The sequence below is a fragment of the Corallococcus sp. M7 genome (genome assembly GCF_054512695.1).
The window spans coordinates 6,472,897-6,496,469 of record NZ_CM137252.1 but is presented as its reverse complement, the minus strand read 5'-3'; the positions used below and the strand labels follow the sequence as shown (position 1 = coordinate 6,496,469).

Genomic DNA, 23,573 nt, shown 5'->3' with positions numbered 1-23,573 from the left:
GTTGGGCGCAAGCAGGACTGTCTGTCCATGGCCCCCCGGGTGGGAGGGTCTACCAAATACCGTCAATTCCTGTCACGCCACGGCGGGTCGAAGGCCAATGTCAGTGAAACCCGCTAGCCCTTTCAGGCGGTGCGGTTTCCATTGACCCTGGGAGTGTCCACGAACACCGGGGGGCCGCTTGGTCCTGGGCCCAGCCGTGATGAACCGTTGACTGCGACATTGGCCCACGGTCGCCCGGCGCGCCGGGAGGCGGCAATGCGTGGCTCGAAGCTGGCCACAGTAGCGGCTGCGGTGAAATACAGGCACTCTAGTAATCGCGATGCGTGCCAATTTTGCTACATGCATGTGCCATTCGTCGCGCACATGCTGGATGCTGAGTGGGGCGACAACGGATTTATCAGGCTTCGCGCTTTGGGTCTGAAAGTAGAAGTGCTCAAGCAGTGAGTTGCGTCAGTGCCGGGAAGCGCCAAACGGCGAGGACGGCACAGCATCCGTAGCCCACCAACTGAATGCCCACACCATGAACGGTAGAGGAGAGTTGCTCGGGATTGGCGACGTAGCTGGCGATGGACTTCGCCGCCTCGTGGTCTGTGACGCGCAGCATACTCTCGGCGAGGCGTCGCGGGTTGATGAGGCCGATATAGCTGGTCCGCGGGATGGCGTCCGCGAAGATGGGAGGGCTGGCCGAAGCTCTCTTCGATGAAGAGAGTCGGCCTTGGCGTCGGGAGGCGGCGCTTGCCAGTTTCAGCATGACAGCCAAGCCCGTCCTTGCCCGTGCTAAGGTAGTGCTCCATTTGGGCGTGGACTGCGGTGCCCGGGTCCCGGAGCTCGACGGGCCGTTCAGGCCGCCGACGAACTTTGGTGAATAACCACGCGCGCTGGCGGAGGGCAAATTTCCGCAACTGCAAGACGGACAGGTGGCGAAGGGTGTCTCCCTTGACAGCGTATCGCTCCGAGCCTTCGGAGAGGGTTCGCCACCGTCCAGTTGATGTGACTAGAAGAGTTCTTTGAGATTCGATTTGATGGTGCTGATTGGAATCCGGGAGTCGAAGTCGGCGGCCAAGCTGTTTCTGATGGCCTTTGCTACTACGGGGGCGCACGCTGCTTGTTGGAAGGTATTTACGTTGAAGGTTAAGCTTACAGGGAGCTTGTTTTTGGTGAGCTTACGCAGCGAGTTGACAGTGCTCTTGTAGTTCGGGATCCGGAAGTCCTCGCCGGTAGAGTCTCGAATACGCTTCAGTTGCGCCCGGACCGCCATGATGGCCGCCGGATCATTGCAAAGCATGTAGCTGGCAATGTCGGGCTTTTTCCCAAGCGCGGCACGCACTTCATGAAACTTCTCAGACTGGTTGAATCCCACAAGTTTCAGTACGGATCTAATCCCGGCAAGAGATGAGAAGTCAGCATCCAGGATTTGGGTTATTTTTTGTCCAGTGGTTTTGGTTATTCTGGGGCCGGCAAGGAAAATTTGCCAACGCGCAAGGTTGGTGAGTATGCCGACCCTGAATGCATCGCGAGTAGGGCCCTGTTGGACGAGATATCTCCGGATCATGGAGTTATTGAGTTTTTTATGGAATGGCTTCACTTCGACGTGAATGGGTATGTTGCCGTTGGGGTGTTTTAGCTTGTAGTCGATGTAGCCGCGCTTGCTCGCTTGAGGGGTTATGGCCTCAAAGGGCCAGTTGAGGCAGTCTGTTAAAGCTATGTGGACGTAGCGCGAAGTGTTGGCTTCGTGGATAGGAGTTATTCCGTTGCGAACTGCCTTCATTATCCACTGCTCGTTGGCCATGCAGGCCTCCTGTTATGGTTAGAGCCACTGAAGCAGGTGCGGCGGGCGTCCGCTGGAGGCGAACGATACCCATTAAGCGACATTTGAGCTTGAGAAACTTGAGGATTCGTGGTTTGCGATCGACTTGTGCCTGGGCCAAGGATAGCAGGTCCTCTCTCTTTAGGTACAGTGCATGGCGCCTCTGGTGCGACCCTCGCCGCCGCCGTACCGTAGTCACGCTTTGAATGCGGTTGCGGAATCCGAGGTCGCGAAGGACGCTCGCAATCTTCCTCTCTGTGGTTGCGTTCAGTGCGCCCTTTCTGCCTCCCAGAGCCTCCTCAGCCGCGATGAGTAGGGGCACGTTCACCGGTCGTCGCAAGGGTGGCATGCGCAGTAGCCCCTGGACAGTGCTATTGCGCTTCTCGTCATTGGGGACTCGCTGCTCTCCTTCGCTTGCGGCTCGGCGCGAGGGGTTTCCTCCTCTGACAGGCGCCACTGCTCGCCCTATCAGGAGCGCGCGCGACGTGCCAATGAGGCGACTGGTGCGTGGCGGAGCTACGCGACAGGTAGGCCTTGAGGGCCTGGATGTACCCAGCGCGCCGGATGCCATCCAACTCCGCCATTCGATGACTTGGAACTGTTAGGCGCGTTGCGGAGTCCTTGCTAGCGATGTCCAGCTTCTCGTTGCCGAATCACTCGCCCGCAGGCACGTGAAGAGCCATGGACTTCCAGGACGCCAGGGCACCCGCGCATGTGGGCCACGCGCTCGCGACACACATGTTGCGAACCATGAACATGCCAATGTGCAGCGTCCAGTCCTTAAGAAGGCCGTACACTCAATTACGAAGCGGGTCGTAGAGCTTAGAGTGTGAGACCAGACAACACGCGTTTGGGGCATGAGGCGCAGGTGTTTGTAGCCATCCTGCTCCAGAGGGAGCTTTCCTCATCTCACCAAGTGAGTTTGCCGAGGTCTCCCGGACCCAGCTGAGTCATTGAAATCACGCAATACATGCATTGCGAAACAGCGTTGCCAGCCTTGAAACATCGGTGGGACATCTCAGACCCGGGTCTGAGCCCGGGGGGGCTTCGGATTTGTCGGAGGGATGGTGTACGCTTCTTTGCGACACGGCGGAATGGGACCGCCGGGTTTGGGCCGGGGTGTTTCGTGGAAGAAGAGATCGTCTATCGCCACACGGTGGAGGGAGTGTTCCGCTCCATCGGTGATCGGCTCACTCAGGACCTCCGGACGAAGCTGAAGGACGTGGGCCTGGACCTGGATGCTCAGGCTCCGCACCACACCCCTCGGAAGACCTTCGCCGAGGCCCTTCGCGTCACCGTGGAGTACCTGTACCCGCAGCTCGACGTGGGCGAGGGCTACCGGCGCCTGGGCATCGGCATCATCCAGGGGATGGAGCAGACCGTGCTCGGCAAGTCGCTCGTGTCCATGTGGCCCATCTTCGGGCCGGAGCGTGTCGTCGTCCGCATCCAGGAGAGCTTCGCCACCGTCAACAACTACATGCGGTCGGAGCTGCTCACCCAAGGCCCCGGGCACCACATCATCCGCGTGAATGAGTGCAACGGGAACCCGGGCTACCTGCGCGGCCTCATCGAAGCGGGCCTGGCCAAGGCCGGCGCGAAGAACCTCCGCGTGGAGCCCTTCGACTTCGATGGCCACGCCTGCTCCTACCGCATCCGGTGGGGCGGCTGAGGCTGGAGCCGGGTAAACCCAGAACAGCGACCTAGGTGCGGTGTCTGGGAAAGATAGACAGATTTTGTTGAGGTTACGTGGTGTCTGGCGACCGCTCGCGCGTTCGTGATGACATTGCCGCGAGCTGCCGTTAGGGCTGCGCGCAATTACATCCGACCCCCGGACGGATTCATGGCCGAACAGGTTGTCTATCGTCACACGATTGAAGGGCTCTTCCGCTCCATTGGCAGGCGGCTCACGCCGGAGTTGAAGAACCAGTTGAAGCAGGCCGGGCTGGACCTGGACGCTCCCATCCCCCGCAACACGCCCCGGGTCGTCTTCGCGGAGGCGCTGCGCATCACCTCACGGGCGCTCTACCCAGACGTCGATACGGACGAGGCCTACCGGCGCTTGGGCGCGGGGCTCATCCAGGGCGTGGAGCAGACGCTGCTCGGCAAGGCGCTCGTCGCGATGTGGCCCATCTTCGGACCGGAGCGCGTCGTCGTCCGCATCCAGGAGAGCTTCGCCACCGTGAACAACTACCTGCGGACCGAGCTGGAGACCCAGGGACGCGCGCACCACATCCTCCGCGTCTCCGAGTGCAACGGGAACCCCGGCTACCTGCGCGGCATCATCGAGGCGGGCCTGGCCAAGGCCGGGGCCCGGAACCTCCGCGTGGATCCGTTCGACTTCGACGGCCACGCCTGCTCCTACCGTATCCAGTGGGAACCCTGATAAAACGGGGAAATGAAGAAATTCGCCTTTGCTCGACACCGTGTGCTGTGTTTCACCGGCTCCTTCCTGCTGGCCCTCGCCTGTGGGCCGCAGGAGGACCTGGCGCTGGACCTGGAGGAGACCGGCGAGGTCTCCCAGGCCGCCCTGGCTGCCCCGACACTGCTTGAAGCCGTCCCTGGCAATGGGCAGGTGACCCTGAAGTGGACTGCGGGCCCCGCAGGCACCCAGGGCTACCAGGTCCGCTACCGTGTGGGCTCCGGTTCGTGGAGCTACCGGAGCGCGGGGATCCAGACGACGACCCTCGCCGTCACCGGCCTCACCAACGGCACGAAGTACGAGTTCGTCGTGCGCATCAAGGGCTCCACGAGCGATACGACCTCCGGGTACTCGAACAGCCTGTTCGCCACGCCCACCGCGGATGAGTGCTCCGGCTCCTCCGTCCGCCACATCACCGTCGCTGGCGCGGGCTCCAAGGACGGCCAGACGGCGCAGACGGCGGGCACGCTCTCCAATCTCAACGCATTCATCCAGGCGGTGGGACCCGGGGGAACGGTGTGCATCCACGGGGGCACCTATGGCACCGGCACCACCGTGTCCAACGGCGGCGCACTGGGCGCTCCCGTCACCATCAAGGGCGTGGAAGGGCGGCCCGTGTTCCAGTCCACCTTCCAGGCTTCCACTCGGGCGAAGACAGGGCCCGTGGCCTTCACCGTCAAGGCCAGCAACCTCGTGTTCCACAACCTGGAGTTCAGCCACGTGGGCACTTGCTTCAGCTTCAAGGCCGCGACGTCCGTGGCTCACGTCACGCTCAGCCAGTTCCGCGCGGAGAACGTGGCCACCTGCGTGGACGTGGAGCGCTCCAGCGCCACCGCCTTCACCGGCCTCACCATCCGCGACGCGATGATCCTCCAGTTCACTCGCGGGGGCATCTTCCTCGCGTCCGGGACGAACCAGTCGCTGGTGGAAGATGTCTACATCGACATGGAGCCGGACCAGATTGGAGGGCAGGGGAGTGACTACCCCGTGGGCATCGCCCTCTACGACACCACGAACAACGTCACCCTTCGCCGGGCCACGGTGATGAACGTCACCGGCATGCAGACCGGCTACACGCAAGGGGACGGCATCGACGGGGAGAGCTCCGCCAGCGACGTCATCCTGGAGGACAGCTACTTCCGCGGCAGCGAGGATGGCTGCGTCGACACCAAGGTGCGCAACATGCTCATCCGCAACACCGTCGCCGCCGAGTGCAAGCGCAACTTCCGCCTGTGGCAGTCCGTCACGCCGGGCCCTCGCGTCGAGAACGTGAGCAGCTACCAGCCGCGCGACGGCCACTTCTTCATGCACTCCGGCACCACCACGGCCAAGGACATCGCCGTGTACTCCAGCAACGGCGCGAAGCTCGTCGCCTATGACTGCTCGTCTTCGTCTCCCTGCACGTTCAACGCGCAGAACATCCGGGGGACGCTGCTGGACGCGACGAAGCTCAACGCCACCGGCACCGTGACGGGCAACACGCTGGTGTACGGCCAGGCTGTCACCGTCCCTCCCATTCCCAACACCACTTCGTTCACGCCGTAGACCTCCGGAAACGACAAGGCCCCCGGATCCACTCAGGGATCCGGGGGCCTTCTTCGTGGCCGGCGCATCAGGCCAGGTCGAACAGCAGGGCCTCCAGCGGCTCGGAGGCGGTGAGCACGAGGCTCGACTCGTCGGACACGGCGACTCCGTCACCGGCCTTCAGGGCCACGCCGTTGAGCGTGCCCGTGCCGCGAGCAATCTGCACCCAGGCGTGACGCCCCTTGGGCAGCGTGTACTCCGCCTTCTCTCCAGGGCTCAGCAGCGTGCTGTTGAGCACCACGTCCTGGTGCACCGTGAGGCTGCCGTCGCGGGCGTCGGGGCTGGCCACCACGCGCCAGCGTCCCTGCCGGTCCTTCTCCGGGAAGAACTTCTGCTCATACTCGGGCTTCAGGCCCTTCTTCTCCGGGATGATCCAGATCTGCAGGAAGTGGACGTCCTCGTTGGAGCCGTTCATCTCGCTGTGCAGCACGCCCGTGCCGGCCGTCATGCGCTGGACCTCACCGGCTCGCAGGAGCCCCTGGCCTCCCGTGCTGTCCCGGTGCGCGATGGCGCCGCTGAGCGGGTAGGTGATGATCTCCATGTCCCGGTGCGGGTGCGTGTCGAAGCCCTCGCCGGCCTGCACGCGGTCCTCGTTGATGACGCGCAGGGCGCGGAAGCCCATGTTGTCGGGGTCGAAGTAGCTCGCGAACGAGAAGGTGTGATGCGAATCCAGCCAGCCGTGGTTGGCGTGACCGCGTGCTTCGGAAGGGCGAACGTTCATCATGGTGTGTGCTTCCTTTCGAGACACAACATGCGCTTGCGAACGCCACCTGGCCAGACACGAACCTCGGGACACATCGTTCCATCCGCGGAACGAAACGCCGGCACTGTCTCAGCGCTTCGCCCGCTTGAGTGCTTCCGGGTTCTGGGGCCAGTGCTCGCGCAGCACCTCCACGAAGGCCATCACCTTGGGCACATGGTGGCGCGTGGGCGGGTAGACGGCATGCACCGGCGCGCCCGTGGAGCTCCAGTCCGGCAGCACGCGCTGGAGCCGCCCGGACGCCAGGTCCTCGATGCATTGCTGGCCCGGGATGAGCGCCACCCCTGCGCCCAAGGTCGTCACCGCGCGCAGCATGTCCGGCTCGTTCACCACCAGCCGTCCGGAGACCTTCACTTCGACGGAGCGCCCGCCCGCGTGCAGCGTCCAGACGTTCCCCTGCACCGCCTTGCCGAAGAAGAGGCAGTCATGCTTCGCCAGGTCCGCCGGCGTCTTCGGTGCACCCCGCGCCTGGAGATAGCCGGGCGAAGCCACCACGAGCCACTCGATGTCCCCCAGCCGCCGCGCCATCAGCGATGAGTCCGGCAGCTTCCCGGCGCGCACCGCCAGGTCGAAGCCCTCCTCCATCAGGTCCACCGCGCGGTCCGTGCAGAGCAGCTCCACCTGCACCTCCGGGTACTGCTCCATGAAGCGCGCCACCAGGGGCGCGAGGAAATGCACGGACAGGGGCGTCGTCACGCGCAGCAGGCCGGTGGGCCCCGCTTGCATGCGCGTCACCGCCAGCTCCGCGGCCTCGGCCTCCGCGACGATGCGCTCACAGTGCGCGTAGTACGCGCGGCCCACCTCCGTCAGGTGCAGCGTGCGCGTGGTGCGCTGGAGCAGCTGTGCTCCGACGCGCTCCTCCAGCTCGGAGACCTTGCGGCTCACGGTGGACTTGGGCATGCGCAGCGCCTTCGCCGCCGCCGTGAAGCTGCCCGCCTGGACCACCCGGGCGAAGACGAGGAGTTCGTTGAGGTCCATGGCCCTTGCCTCGTGCGGGAAGAGGACTGTTCCAGCCGTGGAACAGTGCTTCCTGTCCGTCCCGTCTAATCCGGAACGTGGGGGGCCGCTACCTTACGCCTCGTTGAAACACACCGCCGCCAACGCGGCGCTCACGACAAGGAAGACGACCATGGCCACCACCACCTGGAACATCGACACCACGCACACGGGCATCCACTTCAGCGTCCGCCACATGGTCGTGGCGAAGGTGCGCGGCAGCTTCACGAAGTTCGGCGGCACCATCACCCTGGATGACGCGAACCCGGCGGCGTCGGCGGTGTCCGTGTCCATCGAGGCGGCGAGCATCAGCACCGGCGTGGACCAGCGCGACAACCACCTGCGCTCGCCGGACTTCTTCGACGTGGAGAAGTTCCCGGCCATCACCTTCCAGAGCACGAAGGTGGAGCCCTCCGGCAAGCACCTGAAGGTGACGGGTCAGCTCAGCATCCGCGGCATCAGCCGCGAGGTCGTCCTGGAGGCCGAGCAGTTGGGCATCGCCAAGGACCCGTGGGGCAACACCAAGGCCGCCTTCGAGGCCAAGACGTCCATCAACCGCAGCGACTTCGGCCTGACGTGGAACCAGGCCCTGGAGGCGGGCGGCGTGCTGGTGGGCGAGAAGATCGAAATCGCCCTCGAGGTCCAGGCCGCCCAGGCGCAGTCGGGCGAGAAGGCGGCCTGAACCCCGAAAGGGACTACTCGACGTCGAAGGACGTCAGCACGAAGTGCACGTCGGACTCCGCGCCCGAGCTGACCGTCGCGGTCGCCGGGCGGGAGATGTCCGTGGTGAAGGACACGCCCTCCGGTCCCACCAGGTCCACCTGGTAGGTGCCGGGCAAGAGGTACTTGAAGTCCGCCACGTAGGTGGTGCCCGTGCTGGCGGTGAAGGCCAGCGTCTCGCGGCTGCCGTCGGCGTTGATGAGCACCGCGGAGAAGCTGCCCAGCTGCGGCAGGCCCATGGGCAGCGACACGCTGCCGGCCTCCAGCGTCACCTCCACGTTGCCGGAGAACTCCATGTCCGCGCCCTTGATGATGGGACGCATGACCCACCGGCCGGAGTTGCCCGCCTCCTTGCCAAAGCTCTGCGCCACGTCGAAGTCCACCAGGATGACCTTCTGGTCGTCATCGCTGGTGATGGTGACGTCCGCGTCCTTGTCGAACTTCACCTTGAGGCCGGAGCTGCTGGCGCTCGGCATGTGCAGGTCGCCGTCCACCTGGGCGCCCTCGGGCAGGTCCTCGTAGTTGGCGGAGGTGGCGAAGATGCGGCTGGTGCCGTCCTGCTTCACCTGGATGTAGCCGCCGGTGATGACGAAGCGCAGCTCCTTGTACGTGCCCGCCGGAACCTCCGCGTCCTTCACCAGGTCCGCGGTGTCGTTGGCCAGCGTGAGCAGGTCGGTGGTGACGGGCTCGCTCAGGAGCACCACGTCTCCCTTGCCGTCCTCGTCTCCGTCCACGCTGCCCTTCAGGTAGACCTTCGAGATGGTGACGACGGCCTTCTCGATGCCGTCGCCCGGAGCGTCGGTCAGCTTCAGGGTGACGCGGGCGGTGTCGTTACCGCAGGCCGCGAGGAACAGGAGCCCCGTGGCCATCAGCAGGGTGGACGTCAGGTGTCGCAGGGTCTTCATGGATCAGCCTTTGTTGGAATCAGGGATGAACGCGGGAGGAGACCCTCCCGCGTCCGGACCGGCCACGGCGTTCGCTCAGCCGATGTCCGGCCAGCAGCCGCCTTCCTGGCACGACATCGAATCGCAGCAGGTGTTCTCGCCCTCGGTGGAGCACTCGCCGCCCGCGGGGATGCACTGGGGACCGGCGTCGATGCCGCCACCCGAGCCGCCGTCAGACGTGCCCGCGTCGGGCTCGCTGGTGCCGCCATCCGTGGGCGTCTCGCCTCCGTCGTCGCAGGGGCCCACCGTGTCGCCGTGGCGCAGGTGCGCGGGCACCGCGGCCACGCCCACCGTGATGGTGTGGGCGTTGGCGGGATTGCCGGGAGGGATGTGGCAGAGCGTGATGCCCGAGTTGCCATCCGGCGCGGTGCCGCCATCCGTGGCGGGCGCCTCTCCGGCGGCGCCACCCAGGTTGTCACCACCCGAGACGAGCGACGGATCCTCCGACTCCGCGGGGCCTCCGCAGCCCAGGGAGAGCATCGTCGCGCACAACACCATCCATGCCGCGGAAGAGCGAACGGTCGGGATACGCATGGTCATCCTCCTGTGTATCGAGGCGGTGGGGGGCCGCTTGGGGAGCGGAGTGCCTCGTTGTCAGGAAGACCCGGGTGCTCGCGAGGTGGCCACAACTCCAGACGGGCCGCGAAGTGTGAGGCGACGGACGGTCTGGATATGTGTGGCTTTGCGGAAAGCTCTCTTCACAGCGGAAAGCCGTCGCGAAGGGGCGACGAATTTCAATGGCTGTCTTCAGGGCTTTTCGCGCCGCGGTCATCCATCGCGGAGCGGCCGTCACCGCCACAGCCCGCCAACGCGCAGCGCTCCTCGGCGGAGGAGCCGTCGGGGACGAGCTCCACGTTCAGCACCGTCTGCTTGCCCGCGTCCACGCAGTCCTGCACGGACGTGGAGCTGAAGCCGGGCGCGGAGATGCTGAGGCCGTAGCAGCCTTCCGGCAGCGGCCCCAGGTGCCGGGGGATGTCGTCATCGAGCCCGGACGCCTGGATGGGGGTGCCGTCCACGATGGCCCTCGCCTCGGACACCTTCCGGTTGCCCCGGGAGTGGAGCTTCACGAAGAAGGTGCCGCCCTCGCGCGGCGAGACGTCCGCGATGCTCACGGACTGGCCGCCCTGCACGGTGAGCGGCACGCGCGCGGCCTTGTCCGAGGTGGCCAGGACGAAGAGCTCCGCGGGGCCCGCGGGCACGTCCTCCAGCGTGAAGCGGCCCTGCGCGTCCACGCCGCTGCGCACGCCGGGCGCGCCCAGCACGGTCACCAGCGCGACGGCGGGGTCGAACTCCGTGAGCCGGCCGCGCACGGTGCCCGCGCGGAAGGGCTCGTTGTCCAGGCTTCCGCACGCGCCCAGGCCCAGGCCGAGCGACGACAGCGTCAGGATCAGGCATTGGCGGCGCATCAGAAGCGGTACCCCACGCCGGCGTTTCCGCCGATGAAGCCCACGGCCTGTCCCTGCCCGTCCACCACCACGTACGTCAGCATCCCGTGGCCCTGGGCGGTGAGCTCCAACCGCTCTCCCAGGCGCCAAGCCAGTCCGCCCACCACACCGGGGCTGACGGTGAAGTAGCGCTGGCCTCCCGAATAGGCCTCCACCTCGAAAGACCTGCCCAGGTACAGCGCGGCCACACGCGGGCCCGCGAACAGCGTCAGCCGCTCCCAGCGCCACAGGTACGGCACCGCCGCGCCCATCGTGAGTGTGGTGTAGCCGAAGGGCACCTCGCTCCCGGGGGCGACCTGGAGCTTCTGGCGCCCATGTCCCAGCCCCATGTCCAGCATCAGGCCCAGGTCCTGGAGGGGCAGGTCCTCCAGCCGCAGCACCACACCCACCTGGGGCGCGGCGGGCAGCAGCTCGCGCCGGCTCCGGCCGTCCGCGAAGGACATCATCCCGCCCACGAGCGACAGCGCGCGGCGCGGGATGGCGTCCGACAGCAGGCGCTCCAGCGGCAGGCGCTCGCCCCGGGCCACGTCCACCTCGCGCCGCACGAGGACGGCGTCGCCCTTGGTGAGCTCCACCGTGCGCTTGCCCGGGCCCACCGCGGCGCCTCCCGGCAGCTCCATGCGCGGCTCGCCGTCCACCTTGAGCAGGAAGCCGTCCAGGCGCGGGTTGTAGGAGAAGAGCTCCGGCTGGCCCGTGCGGTCGATGCGGCCGGCGAGGATGACCGGATCCGCGCCCACCTCCATGATTTCGGCGGAGGGCCGCTGGCGTCCTTCCGTGAAGGTGAAGGTGCGGCGGCGCGAGTAGTCGTGCGCCTCCGTGGCGGTGACGGCGCCGTCCGCGTTGCGGTCCGCCGCGCCGCCCAGGCCCTCGATGAGGAAGTACGTGTAGATGTCGTTGCGCAGGTCCTCGTCCTCGCGCGCCGTCTCGCCCCAGTCGCTGGCGGCGAACACCATGGAGGCCCGGGAGGACTCCTCCAGGGGGCGCGCGTAGAAGCCGGACTTGATGCCCGCGAGCTCCACCTCCAGCTCGCGGGGCAGCAGCGACTTGCCGCTGCCGCTGTGGCAGGTGGCGAGCACCAGGAGCCGCCTGCGGCTGGGCAGTTGCTCGAACTCCGCCTTCAGCGCGTCCATGGAGAGCGCCGTCTGCGGGATGGCGCGGTAGGACGCGTCGCGCGTGACGAGGTAGCGCGTGAGCTCCCCGCGGCCGTCGCGCGCGAGCGTGCCGTGCGCGGACAGGTACACCATCACCACGTCGTCGGGCCGGGTGGCTTCGCGCCGCAGCTGGCGCAGCGCCGCGAGGATGGCGTCGCGGGTCGTCTCCTCCGGGCGCGTGAGGACGCGCACCTGGTCGAAGTGGCCCCGCGCGGGGTCCTTCAGCGCCGCCGCCAGGTCCGTGGCGTCCTTGGAGGAGAAGCGCAGGGAGCGCCACTGCGGATCATCGAAGGAGGACACGCCCACGAGCAGCGCGAGCCGCCGGGGGGTGTACGCGCGTGACAGGTCCGCGGCGTCGAGCCGCAGCGGCACGAGCCCGCCCTTGTCTCCGGCCGTGGCGGACGAGCCCGCGCAGGCGCAGAGGAGGACGAGCAGCAGGGGAAGGAGGCGCCTCACGGGGCCAGAGTTTGACCGGATTGGACCCGCACGTCGAACCTCACCACGGTTCCCGGGCGTGCATCCGGGCTGCCGTCCGCGGCGAGCGCGGCGAGTGCGTCCTGCTCCGAGGCGGCCTCACCGGGCGCGAAGGCCACCAGCGCCACCGACAGCCGGCCCTCGTCCGAGTCCAGGCTCACGCCCGCGAGGCCGTCCGGGCCCTCCAGGTCATGGGTGCCCGCCGTCAGGGGGAAGCGGCCAAGCAGCTCCGGCGCCTGCTGCTCCCGCTGCTGGTAGAGCAGCGCGGTGCCGGACTCCGTGGCGTGGTAGCGCAGGAGCAGCACCTCGTCGCTGGTGACGTCCGCGCCGGAGTCCAGCCGGCGCAGGGCCCCGTCGGTGCTCCGCGCGACCACGGCCAGCTCCAGGGAGATGCGCCCCGGGCCCTTCTCACCGGTCCACTCGCTGGCGCCTCGCGTGGGCCCCTTCACCAGCGGCACCAGCACCACCATCAGCACGGAGGCCGCGATGGCGCCGGCCATCCATCCCAGGTACCGGCCAGGCGGCGGGGCGAAGCGGCGGACGCGGGGCGCGGGGCGCAGCGGGACGACCTCCGCTTCGGGCTTCCTTTCGGGCGCGAGCGCCAGGAGCAGCGCGTCCGTCAGCCCGTCGAGGGCGTCCGTGTGGGTGGCGAGGAACGTCTCACAGACCTCGCAGGGCGAGGCCAGGTGCTCGCGGAACCATGCGACGGCGGCGGGGTCGCGCCCGGCGAGCTCGGCCATCGCGGTGGCATCCAGGTGTCTCATGGCTTCATTCCCACCGTCCGGCGAGCACCCGCAGGAGGAGCTCGCGCTTGATGCGCCCGCGAAACCGCTCCAGCCGCATGGTGACCGTGCTCTTTCCCACGCCGAGCTGCTCGGCGATCTCCCGCGCTGAGAGCTGACCCTCGATGTAGAAGAGCTGCACGGTCTTCTTCTCCTCGCCTTCGGGCAGCTCCGCGATGAGCTGCCGCACCACCTCGATGTCCCGCTCCACCTGGAGCGTGGGCGGAATCGCGGGCACCGTCTCAGGCGTCGGGTCCGCCAGTTCCTCCTCCATCCGCTGGAGCAGGCCGCGGCGCTCCAGCCGCGTGCGCGCCCGGTTGCGCGCGATGGTCAACAACCATGGAGTGAAGGCCCCCGCCGACTTCAGCTGGGCCAACCCCCGGAACGCCCGGACGTAGGACTCCTGGAGGACGTCCTCCGCCTCGTCGGGATCCAATGTGCCGAAACCCGCGACCAGCCGGGCCACCAAGGGGCGGGTGCGACGGTATAGCTCGCTGAAGGCGGACGACTCCCCCCTCGTCGCGCGCCGAACCGCGTCCGTGACATCGTCCGTCTCACCCACCTGCGCAGAAGACCTCCTGTTGGGCGAATCGGCCACGGGCGCGGATTCTTCCACGGCTTTCGCGGCTAGAGTGAAGCCTTCAGCGTCCAGCCGAAGAGGTGGCACATGCAGCGGAAATGGATGATGGCGCTGGCCGCGGTGGGATGGTTCCTGACGGCCTGTGGTCCCGGGGACGCTCCTCTGGCGGACACTCCTCCCGGGGAGGACGCTCCGGGGGACGCGCTGGACCCATCCGGGGAGGAGCCCGGCACGGCGGAGCATGAGCTCACGCCGTGCCTGAGCCAGTGCTACACGACCTGCGTGGGCAACACGCCCGAGGTCGTCGCGTGCCGGCAGGACTGCCGCGACGCGTGCGCCGGCGGCTGAGGGCCGGCGCGAGGCCTCTTCAGGTCGCGAGCTTCGCCTTCAGCGTGATGTTCACGCCTCCGAGCGCCTTGGAGACGGGGCAGCCCTTCTTGGTCTCCTCGGCGATCTTCTGGAACTGGGCGTCGTTGGCGCCGGGGATGGTGGCCTCGGTGGTGAGGTCGATGGTGGTGATGGCGAAGCCGTCACCCTGCTTGTCCAGGTGCACGTCCGCGTTCGTCTGGATGCGCGTGGGCTTCAGGCCCGCCTTCTCCAGCCCCACCGACAGGGCCATGGAGAAGCATCCGGAGAGCGCCGCGCCGATGAGCTCCTCCGGGTTGCTGCCCTGCTGCCCCTCGAAGCGGGTGCCGAGCGAGAAGGGGACCTCCGCGGCATGGCCAGGCTTCATCGAGCCCTTGCCGTCCTTGAACCCGCCGTTCCACTGCGCACTGCCCTTGCTGATACCCATGGCGTTCTGCCTCCCCATGCCCGGCGCGGCTTTGTGCCGCGTCCGTCTGCTTTCGCGCGGCGCGAAGGGTAGGGCGCTCACCGGAGCGCGGGGGCCCTGTCGGCGGACAGGGGCGAAGGGACTGCCGGGGAGTGGACGCTCGCGCGCGCGAAGGCCTGGGTTCTGGACGGTTGGGTCCGCCGTCAGGGGCTCACCGCGGGCCGCAGGAAGAGCAGGTAGTGGTCCGGCAGGTCGTTGAACTCGGAGACGAGGGTGTAGCCCGCGGCCTGCGCGGCGGCGACGAGCGGGGGACGCATGGCCCTCAGGTGCGTCACCGCGATGCGTCCCTGTGGCGTGAGCGCGGGACGCAGCCGGGTGAGGTAGTCCACGCGGTCTCCGAAGAAGTGATCCACTTCCGAGAGGAGGATCAGGTCATACGCGCCCGCTTCGAGCCCCGGCGCGTCCGGGGCCACCTTGCGCACCTCGATGTTCTTGCGTCCGAGCATCCGCGCGCGGAGCTGCTGGAGGGCTTCGTCGTTGATGTCGGTGGCCACCACCTGGCCCGTGGGGCCCACCGCCTCCGCGAGCCGCTGCGTGAAGTACCCCAGCCCCGCACCGACGTCCGCGACCCGCTGCCCCGGAGAGAGCCCCAACGCGGTGATGAACCGGGCGGGCTGACGGGAGCGGTCGTACGCGGCATTCACGCCTTCGACGCTCCCCACGCCATGCAGCTCCGCAGGCGGCTCCGGCGCGGCGGCGGGAGGCGCTTCGGCCTTGCTCTCGGAGCGGCAGGCACCAGCCGTCGTGACCATGGCGAGACACAGACTCCACCGCGCCAGGAAAGGGAACACCGTCAGCGGACGAAAGCGTGTCATTGCAGGCACCGGGGTAGGAAACGAACAGCAAGGTCAAAGTCAAACATCCCGGTTGCGCAGGATATCGCTTTCTGCCGGACTGCGGGGACGCGAGGCATTTCGCCTCCGTCACCTGGAGACTCCAGCATGCGAAACATTGTTCGTGGTTTGGTTTTGGCGACCTTCTCCGTGGGCCTCCTCTCCGCCTGCGGCCCGGCCTCGGAACAGGACGCGTCGCCGCCGGCCGCCGAGGCCGCGCAGGTGGAGCAGGGCATCGGCAGGACGCCCGACTGTGCCATGGGCGAATACGTGGCGGATCAGGTCATCTGGTCGGAGACCTGCGGCGCGTGTCGCGAGGTGGGCGGTGATGGCAGCTGGCCGAATGGTTCCTACGGCCGCGGCGGCACGCTCTACCAGACGTGCTGCGGCGACAACGGCTGCGGTCAGTGGCAGGTCATCCGGCCGGTCTGCACCAGCTGCTAGGCATTGCCCATCAGCGCTTCGCGGTCACCTTCCACAGCGTGTTGCTGGCGTCATCCGCGACCAGCAACGCGCCGTCCGGCAGCACCGTGACCCCCACCGGCCGGCCATGCACCCGGGCCTGGTCCTTGTCGGCGATGAAGCCCGTGAGGAAGTCCTCCGGAGGGCCGGACGGCTTCCCGTCCTTGAACGGCACGAACACGACCTTGTAGCCAGACAGCTCCGCGCGGTTCCACGAGCCGTGCTGCCCGATGAACGCGCCGCCCCGGTACTTCTCCGGGAACGCCCCGGCCTCGTAGAACGCCAGGCCCAGGGATGCCGTGTGGGAGCCCAGGGGCACGTCCGGCACCAGCGTCTTCGCCACCAGGTCCGGCCGCTGTCCCGCCATGCGCGGGTCCTCGTTCGCGCCGAAGTACGCGTAGGGCCAGCCGTAGAACCCGCCGTCCTCCACGTGCGTGAGGTAGTCCGGCACCAGGTCCTCGCCCAGGTCGTCGCGCTCGTTCACCGCCGTCCACAGCGTGCGCGTGCCCGGGACCCAGCCCATGCCCACGGGGTTGCGCAGGCCGCTCGCGTAGATGCGCTCGCCGGTGCCGTCCGGGTTGATCTCCAGGATGTTGGCGCGGCGCTCCTCCTCCTTCAGGCCGTGCTCGGCCACGTTGCTCGCGGAGCCCACGGACACGTAGATCTTCGAGCCGTCCGCGTTGGCCAGCAGGTTGCGCGTCCAGTGGTTGTTGTAGCCGCCCGCCGGCAGCTCCAGGAGCTTCTCCCCGGAGGCCTTCAGCGACGTCTCGCCGGCCGTGTACGGGTAGCGCCAGACGCCGTCCGTGCCGGCCACGTAGAAGCGGTCGCCCAGCAGCAGCATGCCCAGCGGCTGCTTCACGCCCTCCAGGAACACCTCGCGGACCTCCGGCACGCCGTCGCGGTCCGCGTCGCGCAGCAGCGTGATGCGGTTGGCGCTGTGGCCCAGGTTCTGCGAGCGCACCTTGCCGGACTCGATGGACTCCTCCTTGTCCTCCTCGCTCTTGAACTCGGAGCTGGCCTCGGCCACCAGGACGTCGCCGTTGGGCAGCACGTAGGTCCAGCGCGGGTTGCGCAGGCCGTCCGCGTAGCGCGTCACCTCGAAGCCCTCCGGGGCCGTGGGGCGCTTGCCCTCCGGCCAGCCGACGACCGTGCTGTACCGCTTCACCTTGAAGCTGGGGTCGGGCGCGGGCAGCGCGGGTGCCTTCGCGGCGGAGGTGTCGGGGGTGGAGCGGTGCGCGCAGTTCGTCAAGAAGAGCGCGGCGCCCATGCAGAGGGAGGCACGGAGGTTGAGGGGCATTCCCTTCCTCTAGGAGGCCCCTCGCTGTCCGGCGATGACGGACGGAGCCGCCCCTCGCGCGGGTGTTGAGTTGTGGGAAGGGCGGGGCGCCCGCGGCTCAAGAAGTGAACACGGCTCGCCTGTAGCCATTCACCTTCTGCTTGATGAGCTCGTAGCCCTTCGGCGTGTCCTCCGAGGAGATGTCTCCGGTCTCCGCCAGGGCCTTGAAGCGGCGCAGCACCTTCGTCACCTGCGTGGCGGGGATGCCGCGCATCCGCTGCGCCAGCGCCTCGGCCAGCGCGCCGCCCGGGGGCAGGAAGGCCAGGTGCAACGTCACCTCCGTGCCCCCGCTCTCCGGAGCGTCCCGGAAGCGCACCCAGCCCCGCGACTTCATGGGGCTGTCCTCCGTGGACTCCCAGCTGTGGAACTCCGGCGCGCGTTCCTCCACGAGGCGCGAGTCCCAGCTCACCTCGCGTCCCAGCGGCCCGTGGATCCGGAAGTGGCGGCCATCGCCGGCCGTGGGCGTGACCTCCGCGAAGTGCTCCATCAGGCGGCTCAGCGTCGAGGGTTCACGCCACAGGCGGTAGAGCTCCCCTATCGGACGTCTCACGATGAGCGTGTGCTCCACCTCGATGAGCTGTCCGTGCCGTGCCTCCTCGCCAATCAGTGCGCGGCGGGCCGCCCGGGCGACCGCGGCGAGCGCACGCCGCTGGGATTGCAGGCCCCGGTAGAGCAGGGCGCCTCCGGCCAGGGCCACCACCGTGCCCCCGAGCGAGCGGCGCTTCAGCCCCACGGACATCATCGTTCCCGCCGCCACCACCGTGCCGGTCAGCTTCCATTGCTCCGCGCGGAGCGCCTCCCGGGCCTCGGCTGTCTGGGCGCGGACTTCCCGCAGGGCCGTCGTTCGTGAACTCGCCATGGTTCCTCCTGGCCTGACGCGCAGGAGGGTGATGCACGGGCGTCAGGCACTTCCCGCGAAGCTTTGCGCCGCGATGCGTTGGGACAACCGTGCCTGGAGCCGGGGCGGAGGAACTGGCGGTCTCGCGGTCCTCAGTGAAGGGGTGAAGCGGCCGGCGTGTGGATGTGCTCGGGGCGGATGCCCAGGCCAATCAGGCGCGCGGGGATGCGCCGCAGGGCAGGGATGCGCTTCACCAGACGGAGGCTCAATGGCAACCGGCCGTTCATGAATGCGCGCTTCCGGAGCGCCGGGTCCACCACCCGGTTCTGGATGAGCACCTGTGCCCGCTGGGTGAGGCGGGTGGGGAGCTCACGGCGCTGCTGGACGCGGCGCAGGTCCTCGACCGTGACATGCCGGGCGAGCAGGGGGCCCGCGAGCAGGTTGGCGGTGGCCACGGCGTCCTGCACCGCCAGGTTGATGCCCACGCCGCCAATGGGCGACATCGCGTGCGCCGCGTCGCCAATACACAGCAGGCCGGGCTGGTACCAGGTGCGCAGCCGATCCACCCGCACGGTCAGCAGCTTCACGTCGTCCCAGCTTTGGATTTCACCGGCGCGGCCGGCGAGGAACGGCACCTGCTTCACCAGCCCGGCCCGGAAGGACTCCAGGCCGCGCGCCTGGAGGGACGCGATGCCGCCCTTGGGGATGACCCGGCCGCACTGCCATTGGTCGCCCCGGTTGATGAGGAGCAAGAGCTGTCCGCGCTCGAAGTGGCCCAGGGGCGGGCTGGGGTCGTCGGGCCTGCGCGTCACGCGGAACCAGAGCACGTCCATGGGGGCGCCCAGGTTCTGGACCTCCAGGCCGGACTGCTGACGCAGCGTGGACTTCCGGCCGTCCGCCGCCACCACCAGCGACGCGCGCACCTCCAGCGGGCCCTCGGGCGTCCGCGCGCGGACCCCGACGACCTGGCCCTGGTCGCGCACGAGGTCCGTCACCTCCGTGCGGCGGAGCAGCTGGAAGGTCGGGTACATCGCGGCCTTGCGCGCGATGAAGTCGAGCAGGTCCCACTGCGGCATGAAGGCCAGGTAGCGCGCGTGCGTGGGAAGGTGGCGGAAGTCCCCCACGGTGACGTCGTGTTCCCCGACCTGGAAGCGCAGGTCCAACATCTTCGAGTGGGGAAGGGCGAGCAGCTCGTCCAGCCAGCCCATCTCGTGCATCAGCTCCAGCGTGGACGGGTGGAGGGTGTCGCCCCGGAAGTCGCGGAGGAAGTCCGCGTGCTTCTCCAACACCTTCACCTCCACGCCGGCCCGGGCGAGCAGCAGCCCCAGCATCATTCCCGCCGGACCTCCGCCCGCGATGCAGCACTGTGTGGTGAGCGTGGGGGTGGCCATGGTGGTCTCTCCTGGAGCGAAGGGTCCATCCCGCCATGGAGCGCGGCACCTGGATTGGCGGCCGATGCGCCGTCTACGTGGCAGTACGCGGGTCCCCAGCGACGCGGGTCCCCGCGGCGGTGTGAGGCCATTGGATCAATGCAGCCAGGTTCTCTCCATCCAGACAGCAATTGCCGTGTCTGGCGATTGTCATTGTCAGTTCAACGACAGTCATGGGAGGTTGATTCCGAGGCCTGTCCCGCCAGGGGCGGGTCCCATTCCCAGACACGACAAGGTGACATGCATGCTGAAGCTCAGGCTCCTGGTTGGCGCGGTGACGATGGCATTGATGGCGGGCTGTGGTCCCGTGGACGCGCAGTCCGAGGGACAGAACGCGGATGCCATCGCGTCCTCGCGGGACCAGGCTGAGATGCTGGCGGGGCTCGCGGACGCCTGCCAGCCGGACAACTACAACCAGTGCGTGGCCGCCGGATACGGCGCCTGCACCGGGTGGACCACCGCGACGGATTGCGGCCCCACCACCTGTGATCCCGAGTACGGCCTCAGCCCCTGCTACCAGCGGGACTGCACGGAGGGGCCGTGTCAGAACATCCCGCTGGGCGCCACCTTCCAGTCCACCCAGAAGTACCGTGTGTGCTCCAACCCGCTGGGGCAGACGTGCACGGAGTGGAACGTCCTGGTCGACAACCGCCGCGTGAAGTGCGGCTGCTGAGGCCGTGCTGACGTGAGCGTCGGCCGCGCCCATGGGCGCGGCCGGCGCTACCGCCCCACGAAGTCCAGCAGCACCACGTAGTGCGTGGCGGCCGCGGCGACGACCATGACGTGGAACACCTCGTGGTAGCCGAAGACGTGGGGGATGGGATCTGGCCAGCGGCGCGCGTACACCACCGCGCCCACGGCGTAGAGCATGGCTCCGAAGAAGAGCCAGCCCACTCGGCCCTGGCCCATCACCCCGGGCAGGTTCCAGAACACCGGGGCCGCCACGCAGCCCAGCGCCACGTAGAGCCCCGAGCGCAGGCCCCGTGACGCGGAGATGCCCGCGAGCGTCAGCGTGGCGCCCGTCAGCGCCGCGCCCCACATCACCCAGAGCAGCCGCTGGCTCAGGCCCCCCATGGGGTCCAGCGTCGCCAGCGGCGTGAAGCTCCCCGCGATGAGGATGAAGATGGCCGCGTGGTCGAACCGGCGGATCCGCTGGTACGTCGCCGCGCTCCAGGTGGGCCAGTGATAGCCCCCGCTCACCCCGAACATCAGCACCAGGCTGCAGCCGAACACCAGGTTCGCCGCGTACTGCAGGCCTTGCACCGGCAGCCGCGCCAGCCACACGCAGCCCACCAGCGCCGCCACGAACGCGATGACGTGGGACAGGCCGCGCAACCGGGGCTTCACACTCTCTTCCATGACGGTGCTCGTACTTCCCGCACGTCATGGCTTCGTCAGCGCCCGCGCGCCTTCGCGCCCCGGACGTCGCGTTCTCCACGCATCGCCCCGGCCGAGTGTCGCCAGGACGTCAGCGCACGGCCCTGGACGGCATCCGGCACGCGGCGTGGCCCAGGACGACGTCCCCGTCGACGGTGCTCGTCGGCGTGGGCGTCCAGCCAGCGCGCAGCCGCGCGTCCAGCAGTTCATCCGCGGTAGGGCAGTGGTCCCACACGGAGACCGAGGTCACTCCGCCCAGTCAGGTGGTGTCGAAGACGAGGTAGCGCTCCTCTTCCCAGGGCAGCACCACGTCGTGGGTGAACTCGTCCTGGACCACCACCGCCGCCACGTCGCGCGGCGGCTGGCTCGCGAACCCCCAGCGGACCACGTCCTGGAGCAGCGTGAGCGGCGCGAGCTGCCGCTCCAGGGCGGCTCTCCGCTCGGGGGACAGCCCGCAGTGGTCGGTCAGGTTCACCATGGCCCGGAAGTGTAGCCCAGGGCCGGGCCCGGGCTTCACGCCGTCGCGGGCTTCTGCTGGTCGTCCAGCGTGCCGGAGCGCAGCGCCTTGCTCGCGGCCCCCGACATGACCTCCGCCAGCGTCTGCACGGAGTGCGTGACGGTGCGCGTCTCCTCCACGGCCTGGAGCGTGCGCTGCATCTGGCCGGACAGCTCCTGGATGGCCTGGGCAATCTGATGCGTGCCCGAGTCCTGCTGCGCCACCGCCTGGGTGATCTGCCGCACGCTGCCCGTGGTGTCGCCGATGATGCTCGTCAGCTTCTGCAGCTTCTCGCCGGAGCCGCGGACCGCGTCCAGGCTCACCTGCACGCGCGCCTCGCCCTGTTCGCTCATCTGCGCGGCCTCGCGCATGCTCATGCTCACGCCGTCGAGCACGTCGCGGATGCGCTCGGTGGCGCGGATGGACTGGTCCGCCAGCCGGCGCATCTCCTTGGCCACCACGCCAAAGCCCTTGCCGCTGTCGCCGTTGCGCACCGCCTCGATGGCCGCGTTGATGGCCAGCATGTTGGACTGGTCCGCCAGCGTCTTCACGTCATCGACGATGCTGGACACCTCGCGCGTGCGCTCGTCGAGCGCGAGGATGCGCGAGGCCATCCCCGATACCTCCGTGCGGATGGCGGCCAGGTCCGTCAGCGTGCGCTCCAGGGCGGCGCCACCCTCGCGCCCCACCGCCTCCGCGCTCTCCGCGGATGCGGCGAGCACCCGCGCCTTGTCCGCCGTCAGGTGCGAGCCCTGGCGGATCTCCTCCACCGTCGCCTCCAGCTCGCGCAGCGCGGCGGCCTGGCGGCTGATGCCCACGGTCTGCTCCTCGCTGGAGGTGTGCAGCTGTTGCACGACGGCGGCCAGCTCGTCCGCGCCACGGCCCATGCCCTCGGCCAGCAGGCGCACGTCCTTGCGGCGCGCGTCCAGCAGGTGCGTGTACTCCGCCAGCGAGCGCACCACCTCCGCGGAGCGCCGCCCCACGATGGCCACGAGCGACAGCGTCAGCGCGAAGAAGCCCCAGTGCACCTGGCTGTCGGTGGCCTCCATCACGCCCAGCATCGGCAGGGTGCTCAGCAGGAGCACGACGGTGAGGACCCCCAGGCCCGCGACGAAGATGCGCGCGTCCTTGTTCCCCTTGAGGGCCTCCACCACCGCGACCCCCACGCACACCAGCAGTCCGGGCAGCGAGTAGAGGATGAACGCGGACAGCAGCCGCCACGCGCTTCCCAGGTCGATGACCACGATGATCGCCTGGAGGATGGCCGGCACGGTGACGACCGCCGCGCCCCGGCGGAACCAGCGCAGCTTGTCCGTGCCCACGGTATCGGAGATGAACCACGCCAGGGCGGGCAGGATGGCGTACGAGCCCAGCAGCGTGAGGACGCTGCCGGTGGCCGCCTTGCCCCAGAGCGCCGGGAACAGGCCGCTGGAGCCGAGCAGCAGCGCGCCCGAGCCCGCGGAGAACACGGTCAGGGCGGCGAGCATCCGCCACTGGCGGCGCAGCAGGGCGGCGCCCAGCGCCACCGCGCCAATGCCCACCAGCAGCGTCCCCATGACGAAGGGCGCCAGGCCCACGCGCGTCACCTCCGCGAGCAGCTCCGGGTGCGAGCCCACCTTCGCGGCGCGCGTGACGCCGATGGCGGGCCCATGGGCCTGGATGCGCAGCAGCACCCGGTGGCCCAGCGAAGCGGGCGGCACGGGCACCAGGTGCCAGACCATGTTCTCCATCAGCTCCTGGCCGTTGGGGTCCACTGTCCCGCTGGAATAGACGCGCTGGCCGCCGGCGTAGACCTCGAAGGCGTTGGTGACGTTGCCCAGGAAGAGGGCGGGCTCCAGCCACGGGCCCTGGGGCAGGGGGATGCTCAGCCAGAGGAACGTGTTCGTCCCCCGGTCCGGCGGCTCCTGGAGCGCGGTGACGGCCTGCCAGCCCTCCGCGTCCTCCGGCTCCGTCGCCCACGCGGGGACGCCGTCGGAGCCCTGCGGCGAGTCTCCCCAGCGATAGCGCCACCCATCCAGCGCGGGCTGGGCCGCCGCCGTCGCCGCCGCTCGCGCCACGGGCGCGAACGCGAGGAGCATCAGCAGCACGGATCCCACGGCCGCGAGTCGCGAGGCGAGGGGCTTCCGGGGGCCGCGGAAGTGAGTGAGCCGGGGCTGCATGTCGAGAACGAAAACACGGGGGCGACGCATTCGAGACACATGCTCCAGCGCGAGGGGGTCAAAAGTAAAATGGGTCCCTCATGCCTCCCCGCCGTCCCTCCAGCCGCTGCGTTTCACTCGCTGTTCACATCACAGACGGAGCGGACCG

27 protein-coding genes are annotated in these 23,573 nt (G+C 68.5%); 8 read left to right on the top strand and 19 right to left on the bottom strand.

Annotation, left to right across the window (positions count from 1 at the left end):
• Nucleotides 1-255: 255 nt before the first annotated feature.
• Entirely contained in the window at nucleotides 256-444 is a 189-nt protein-coding gene (locus ACX114_RS26060; RefSeq protein ID WP_459288834.1) for a hypothetical protein, read from the top strand.
• Here ACX114_RS26060 and ACX114_RS26055 read toward each other — a convergent pair.
• Nucleotides 434-751, bottom strand: coding sequence for a hypothetical protein (locus ACX114_RS26055; protein WP_459288832.1), 318 nt, complete (start codon nucleotides 749-751; stop codon nucleotides 434-436). The two genes, ACX114_RS26060 and ACX114_RS26055, sit on opposite strands and share 11 nt — an antisense overlap.
• Before the next feature lie 243 nt (nucleotides 752-994).
• Complete coding sequence (locus tag ACX114_RS26050; protein WP_459288830.1) at nucleotides 995-1,789, bottom strand: hypothetical protein; 795 nt, start codon at nucleotides 1,787-1,789, stop codon at nucleotides 995-997.
• A gap of 1,144 nt (nucleotides 1,790-2,933) precedes the next feature.
• Between ACX114_RS26050 and ACX114_RS26045 the strand changes: the two genes are divergently transcribed.
• The 3 genes from ACX114_RS26045 (at nucleotide 2,934) to ACX114_RS26035 (ending at nucleotide 5,771) form a co-directional block, all read left to right on the top strand.
• Nucleotides 2,934-3,476 carry a DUF2378 family protein gene (locus ACX114_RS26045; protein ID WP_459288829.1) on the top strand — a complete coding sequence of 181 codons (543 nt, stop codon included), beginning with the start codon at nucleotides 2,934-2,936 and terminating at the stop codon, nucleotides 3,474-3,476.
• Between the two features lie 171 nt (nucleotides 3,477-3,647).
• Nucleotides 3,648-4,190 carry a DUF2378 family protein gene (locus ACX114_RS26040; RefSeq protein ID WP_459288827.1) on the top strand — a complete coding sequence of 181 codons (543 nt, stop codon included), beginning with the start codon at nucleotides 3,648-3,650 and terminating at the stop codon, nucleotides 4,188-4,190.
• A 12-nt stretch (nucleotides 4,191-4,202) separates the two neighbouring features.
• Nucleotides 4,203-5,771, top strand: a complete 1,569-nt coding sequence (locus ACX114_RS26035) for a fibronectin type III domain-containing protein (RefSeq protein WP_459288825.1) — start codon at nucleotides 4,203-4,205, stop codon at nucleotides 5,769-5,771.
• A gap of 67 nt (nucleotides 5,772-5,838) precedes the next feature.
• Here the strand turns inward: ACX114_RS26035 and ACX114_RS26030 are convergent, their stop codons facing one another.
• Both ACX114_RS26030 and ACX114_RS26025 read right to left on the bottom strand, forming a co-directional pair.
• Nucleotides 5,839-6,534 carry a pirin family protein gene (locus ACX114_RS26030; protein ID WP_459288824.1) on the bottom strand — a complete coding sequence of 232 codons (696 nt, stop codon included), beginning with the start codon at nucleotides 6,532-6,534 and terminating at the stop codon, nucleotides 5,839-5,841.
• A gap of 108 nt (nucleotides 6,535-6,642) precedes the next feature.
• Nucleotides 6,643-7,548, bottom strand: a complete 906-nt coding sequence (locus ACX114_RS26025; RefSeq protein ID WP_459288822.1) for a LysR family transcriptional regulator — start codon at nucleotides 7,546-7,548, stop codon at nucleotides 6,643-6,645.
• Between the two features lie 151 nt (nucleotides 7,549-7,699).
• Here ACX114_RS26025 and ACX114_RS26020 point away from each other — a divergent pair, with 151 nt between their 5' ends.
• A complete protein-coding gene (locus tag ACX114_RS26020) occupies nucleotides 7,700-8,248 on the top strand; it encodes a YceI family protein (RefSeq protein ID WP_459288821.1) in 549 nt (182 codons plus the stop codon).
• Nucleotides 8,249-8,261: 13 nt separating this feature from the next.
• Here the strand turns inward: ACX114_RS26020 and ACX114_RS26015 are convergent, their stop codons facing one another.
• From ACX114_RS26015 to ACX114_RS25990, 6 genes are all read right to left on the bottom strand, one after another.
• Entirely contained in the window at nucleotides 8,262-9,191 is a 930-nt protein-coding gene (locus ACX114_RS26015; RefSeq protein WP_459288820.1) for a DUF4382 domain-containing protein, read from the bottom strand.
• A gap of 75 nt (nucleotides 9,192-9,266) precedes the next feature.
• The gene (locus tag ACX114_RS26010; RefSeq protein ID WP_459288819.1) at nucleotides 9,267-9,764 is read right to left on the bottom strand and encodes a hypothetical protein; all 498 of its coding nucleotides are present in this window, start codon (nucleotides 9,762-9,764) and stop codon (nucleotides 9,267-9,269) included.
• 200 nt (nucleotides 9,765-9,964) lie between these two features.
• Nucleotides 9,965-10,636 carry a peptidase associated/transthyretin-like domain-containing protein gene (locus ACX114_RS26005; protein ID WP_459288818.1) on the bottom strand — a complete coding sequence of 224 codons (672 nt, stop codon included), beginning with the start codon at nucleotides 10,634-10,636 and terminating at the stop codon, nucleotides 9,965-9,967.
• Nucleotides 10,636-12,282, bottom strand: a complete 1,647-nt coding sequence (locus ACX114_RS26000; protein ID WP_459288817.1) for a caspase family protein — start codon at nucleotides 12,280-12,282, stop codon at nucleotides 10,636-10,638. Before ACX114_RS26000 ends, ACX114_RS26005 begins: the two co-directional genes overlap by 1 nt.
• Nucleotides 12,279-13,064: a hypothetical protein gene (locus ACX114_RS25995; RefSeq protein WP_459288815.1), complete on the bottom strand. Its 786-nt coding sequence runs from the start codon at nucleotides 13,062-13,064 to the stop codon at nucleotides 12,279-12,281. The genes ACX114_RS26000 and ACX114_RS25995 overlap by 4 nt, the downstream gene beginning before the upstream one ends.
• Nucleotides 13,065-13,068: 4 nt before the next feature.
• Nucleotides 13,069-13,644 (bottom strand): RNA polymerase sigma factor, encoded by a 576-nt coding sequence (locus ACX114_RS25990; protein WP_459288813.1) that lies wholly within the window; start codon nucleotides 13,642-13,644, stop codon nucleotides 13,069-13,071.
• Between the two features lie 105 nt (nucleotides 13,645-13,749).
• Here ACX114_RS25990 and ACX114_RS25985 point away from each other — a divergent pair, with 105 nt between their 5' ends.
• Complete coding sequence (locus ACX114_RS25985; RefSeq protein ID WP_459288811.1) at nucleotides 13,750-14,010, top strand: hypothetical protein; 261 nt, start codon at nucleotides 13,750-13,752, stop codon at nucleotides 14,008-14,010.
• Between the two features lie 19 nt (nucleotides 14,011-14,029).
• On the opposite strand, the gene ACX114_RS25980 is transcribed toward ACX114_RS25985, so the two are convergent.
• Nucleotides 14,030-14,455: an OsmC family protein gene (locus tag ACX114_RS25980; RefSeq protein WP_120616437.1), complete on the bottom strand. Its 426-nt coding sequence runs from the start codon at nucleotides 14,453-14,455 to the stop codon at nucleotides 14,030-14,032.
• 182 nt (nucleotides 14,456-14,637) lie between these two features.
• A complete protein-coding gene (locus ACX114_RS25975) occupies nucleotides 14,638-15,246 on the bottom strand; it encodes a class I SAM-dependent methyltransferase (protein ID WP_459288809.1) in 609 nt (202 codons plus the stop codon).
• Nucleotides 15,247-15,435: 189 nt separating this feature from the next.
• Between ACX114_RS25975 and ACX114_RS25970 the strand changes: the two genes are divergently transcribed.
• The gene (locus ACX114_RS25970; protein ID WP_459288807.1) at nucleotides 15,436-15,771 is read left to right on the top strand and encodes a hypothetical protein; all 336 of its coding nucleotides are present in this window, start codon (nucleotides 15,436-15,438) and stop codon (nucleotides 15,769-15,771) included.
• Between the two features lie 10 nt (nucleotides 15,772-15,781).
• On the opposite strand, the gene ACX114_RS25965 is transcribed toward ACX114_RS25970, so the two are convergent.
• From ACX114_RS25965 to ACX114_RS25955, 3 genes are all read right to left on the bottom strand, one after another.
• Nucleotides 15,782-17,086 carry a PQQ-dependent sugar dehydrogenase gene (locus tag ACX114_RS25965; protein WP_459288805.1) on the bottom strand — a complete coding sequence of 435 codons (1,305 nt, stop codon included), beginning with the start codon at nucleotides 17,084-17,086 and terminating at the stop codon, nucleotides 15,782-15,784.
• A gap of 97 nt (nucleotides 17,087-17,183) precedes the next feature.
• Entirely contained in the window at nucleotides 17,184-17,984 is an 801-nt protein-coding gene (locus ACX114_RS25960) for an SRPBCC family protein (RefSeq protein ID WP_459288803.1), read from the bottom strand.
• Nucleotides 17,985-18,115: 131 nt separating this feature from the next.
• The gene (locus ACX114_RS25955; protein WP_459288801.1) at nucleotides 18,116-19,354 is read right to left on the bottom strand and encodes an FAD-dependent oxidoreductase; all 1,239 of its coding nucleotides are present in this window, start codon (nucleotides 19,352-19,354) and stop codon (nucleotides 18,116-18,118) included.
• A gap of 283 nt (nucleotides 19,355-19,637) precedes the next feature.
• Here ACX114_RS25955 and ACX114_RS25950 point away from each other — a divergent pair, with 283 nt between their 5' ends.
• Nucleotides 19,638-20,066: a hypothetical protein gene (locus ACX114_RS25950; protein ID WP_459288799.1), complete on the top strand. Its 429-nt coding sequence runs from the start codon at nucleotides 19,638-19,640 to the stop codon at nucleotides 20,064-20,066.
• Between the two features lie 47 nt (nucleotides 20,067-20,113).
• Here ACX114_RS25950 and trhA read toward each other — a convergent pair whose 3' ends face one another.
• From trhA to ACX114_RS25930, 4 genes are all read right to left on the bottom strand, one after another.
• Nucleotides 20,114-20,752 (bottom strand): PAQR family membrane homeostasis protein TrhA, encoded by a 639-nt coding sequence (trhA, locus tag ACX114_RS25945; RefSeq protein WP_459288797.1) that lies wholly within the window; start codon nucleotides 20,750-20,752, stop codon nucleotides 20,114-20,116.
• 109 nt (nucleotides 20,753-20,861) lie between these two features.
• Complete coding sequence (locus tag ACX114_RS25940; protein ID WP_459288795.1) at nucleotides 20,862-21,020, bottom strand: hypothetical protein; 159 nt, start codon at nucleotides 21,018-21,020, stop codon at nucleotides 20,862-20,864.
• Between the two features lie 9 nt (nucleotides 21,021-21,029).
• Entirely contained in the window at nucleotides 21,030-21,248 is a 219-nt protein-coding gene (locus tag ACX114_RS25935; protein ID WP_459288793.1) for a hypothetical protein, read from the bottom strand.
• Nucleotides 21,249-21,283: 35 nt separating this feature from the next.
• A complete protein-coding gene (locus ACX114_RS25930) occupies nucleotides 21,284-23,362 on the bottom strand; it encodes a methyl-accepting chemotaxis protein (protein ID WP_459288792.1) in 2,079 nt (692 codons plus the stop codon).
• Nucleotides 23,363-23,573: the final 211 nt, after the last annotated feature.

What these genes read in the sequence shown, in the direction of transcription:
- ACX114_RS26010 (WP_459288819.1), bottom strand. Translation starts at nt 9,764, where the DNA reads ATGCGTATCCCGACCGTTCGCTCTTCCGCGGCATGGATGGTGTTGTGC.
- ACX114_RS26050 (WP_459288830.1), bottom strand. Translation starts at nt 1,789, where the DNA reads ATGGCCAACGAGCAGTGGATAATGAAGGCAGTTCGCAACGGAATAACT.
- ACX114_RS26030 (WP_459288824.1), bottom strand. Translation starts at nt 6,534, where the DNA reads ATGATGAACGTTCGCCCTTCCGAAGCACGCGGTCACGCCAACCACGGC.
- ACX114_RS26040 (WP_459288827.1), top strand. Translation starts at nt 3,648, where the DNA reads ATGGCCGAACAGGTTGTCTATCGTCACACGATTGAAGGGCTCTTCCGC.
- ACX114_RS26035 (WP_459288825.1), top strand. Translation starts at nt 4,203, where the DNA reads ATGAAGAAATTCGCCTTTGCTCGACACCGTGTGCTGTGTTTCACCGGC.
- ACX114_RS25960 (WP_459288803.1), bottom strand. Translation starts at nt 17,984, where the DNA reads ATGGCGAGTTCACGAACGACGGCCCTGCGGGAAGTCCGCGCCCAGACA.
- ACX114_RS26060 (WP_459288834.1), top strand. Translation starts at nt 256, where the DNA reads ATGCGTGGCTCGAAGCTGGCCACAGTAGCGGCTGCGGTGAAATACAGG.
- ACX114_RS25980 (WP_120616437.1), bottom strand. Translation starts at nt 14,455, where the DNA reads ATGGGTATCAGCAAGGGCAGTGCGCAGTGGAACGGCGGGTTCAAGGAC.
- ACX114_RS25950 (WP_459288799.1), top strand. Translation starts at nt 19,638, where the DNA reads ATGCTGAAGCTCAGGCTCCTGGTTGGCGCGGTGACGATGGCATTGATG.
- ACX114_RS25975 (WP_459288809.1), bottom strand. Translation starts at nt 15,246, where the DNA reads ATGGTCACGACGGCTGGTGCCTGCCGCTCCGAGAGCAAGGCCGAAGCG.
- ACX114_RS25935 (WP_459288793.1), bottom strand. Translation starts at nt 21,248, where the DNA reads ATGGTGAACCTGACCGACCACTGCGGGCTGTCCCCCGAGCGGAGAGCC.
- ACX114_RS26020 (WP_459288821.1), top strand. Translation starts at nt 7,700, where the DNA reads ATGGCCACCACCACCTGGAACATCGACACCACGCACACGGGCATCCAC.
- ACX114_RS25995 (WP_459288815.1), bottom strand. Translation starts at nt 13,064, where the DNA reads ATGAGACACCTGGATGCCACCGCGATGGCCGAGCTCGCCGGGCGCGAC.
- ACX114_RS26025 (WP_459288822.1), bottom strand. Translation starts at nt 7,548, where the DNA reads ATGGACCTCAACGAACTCCTCGTCTTCGCCCGGGTGGTCCAGGCGGGC.
- ACX114_RS25955 (WP_459288801.1), bottom strand. Translation starts at nt 19,354, where the DNA reads ATGGCCACCCCCACGCTCACCACACAGTGCTGCATCGCGGGCGGAGGT.
- ACX114_RS25965 (WP_459288805.1), bottom strand. Translation starts at nt 17,086, where the DNA reads ATGCCCCTCAACCTCCGTGCCTCCCTCTGCATGGGCGCCGCGCTCTTC.
- ACX114_RS25970 (WP_459288807.1), top strand. Translation starts at nt 15,436, where the DNA reads ATGCGAAACATTGTTCGTGGTTTGGTTTTGGCGACCTTCTCCGTGGGC.
- ACX114_RS26015 (WP_459288820.1), bottom strand. Translation starts at nt 9,191, where the DNA reads ATGAAGACCCTGCGACACCTGACGTCCACCCTGCTGATGGCCACGGGG.
- ACX114_RS25985 (WP_459288811.1), top strand. Translation starts at nt 13,750, where the DNA reads ATGCAGCGGAAATGGATGATGGCGCTGGCCGCGGTGGGATGGTTCCTG.
- ACX114_RS26005 (WP_459288818.1), bottom strand. Translation starts at nt 10,636, where the DNA reads ATGCGCCGCCAATGCCTGATCCTGACGCTGTCGTCGCTCGGCCTGGGC.
- ACX114_RS26055 (WP_459288832.1), bottom strand. Translation starts at nt 751, where the DNA reads ATGCTGAAACTGGCAAGCGCCGCCTCCCGACGCCAAGGCCGACTCTCT.
- trhA (WP_459288797.1), bottom strand. Translation starts at nt 20,752, where the DNA reads ATGGAAGAGAGTGTGAAGCCCCGGTTGCGCGGCCTGTCCCACGTCATC.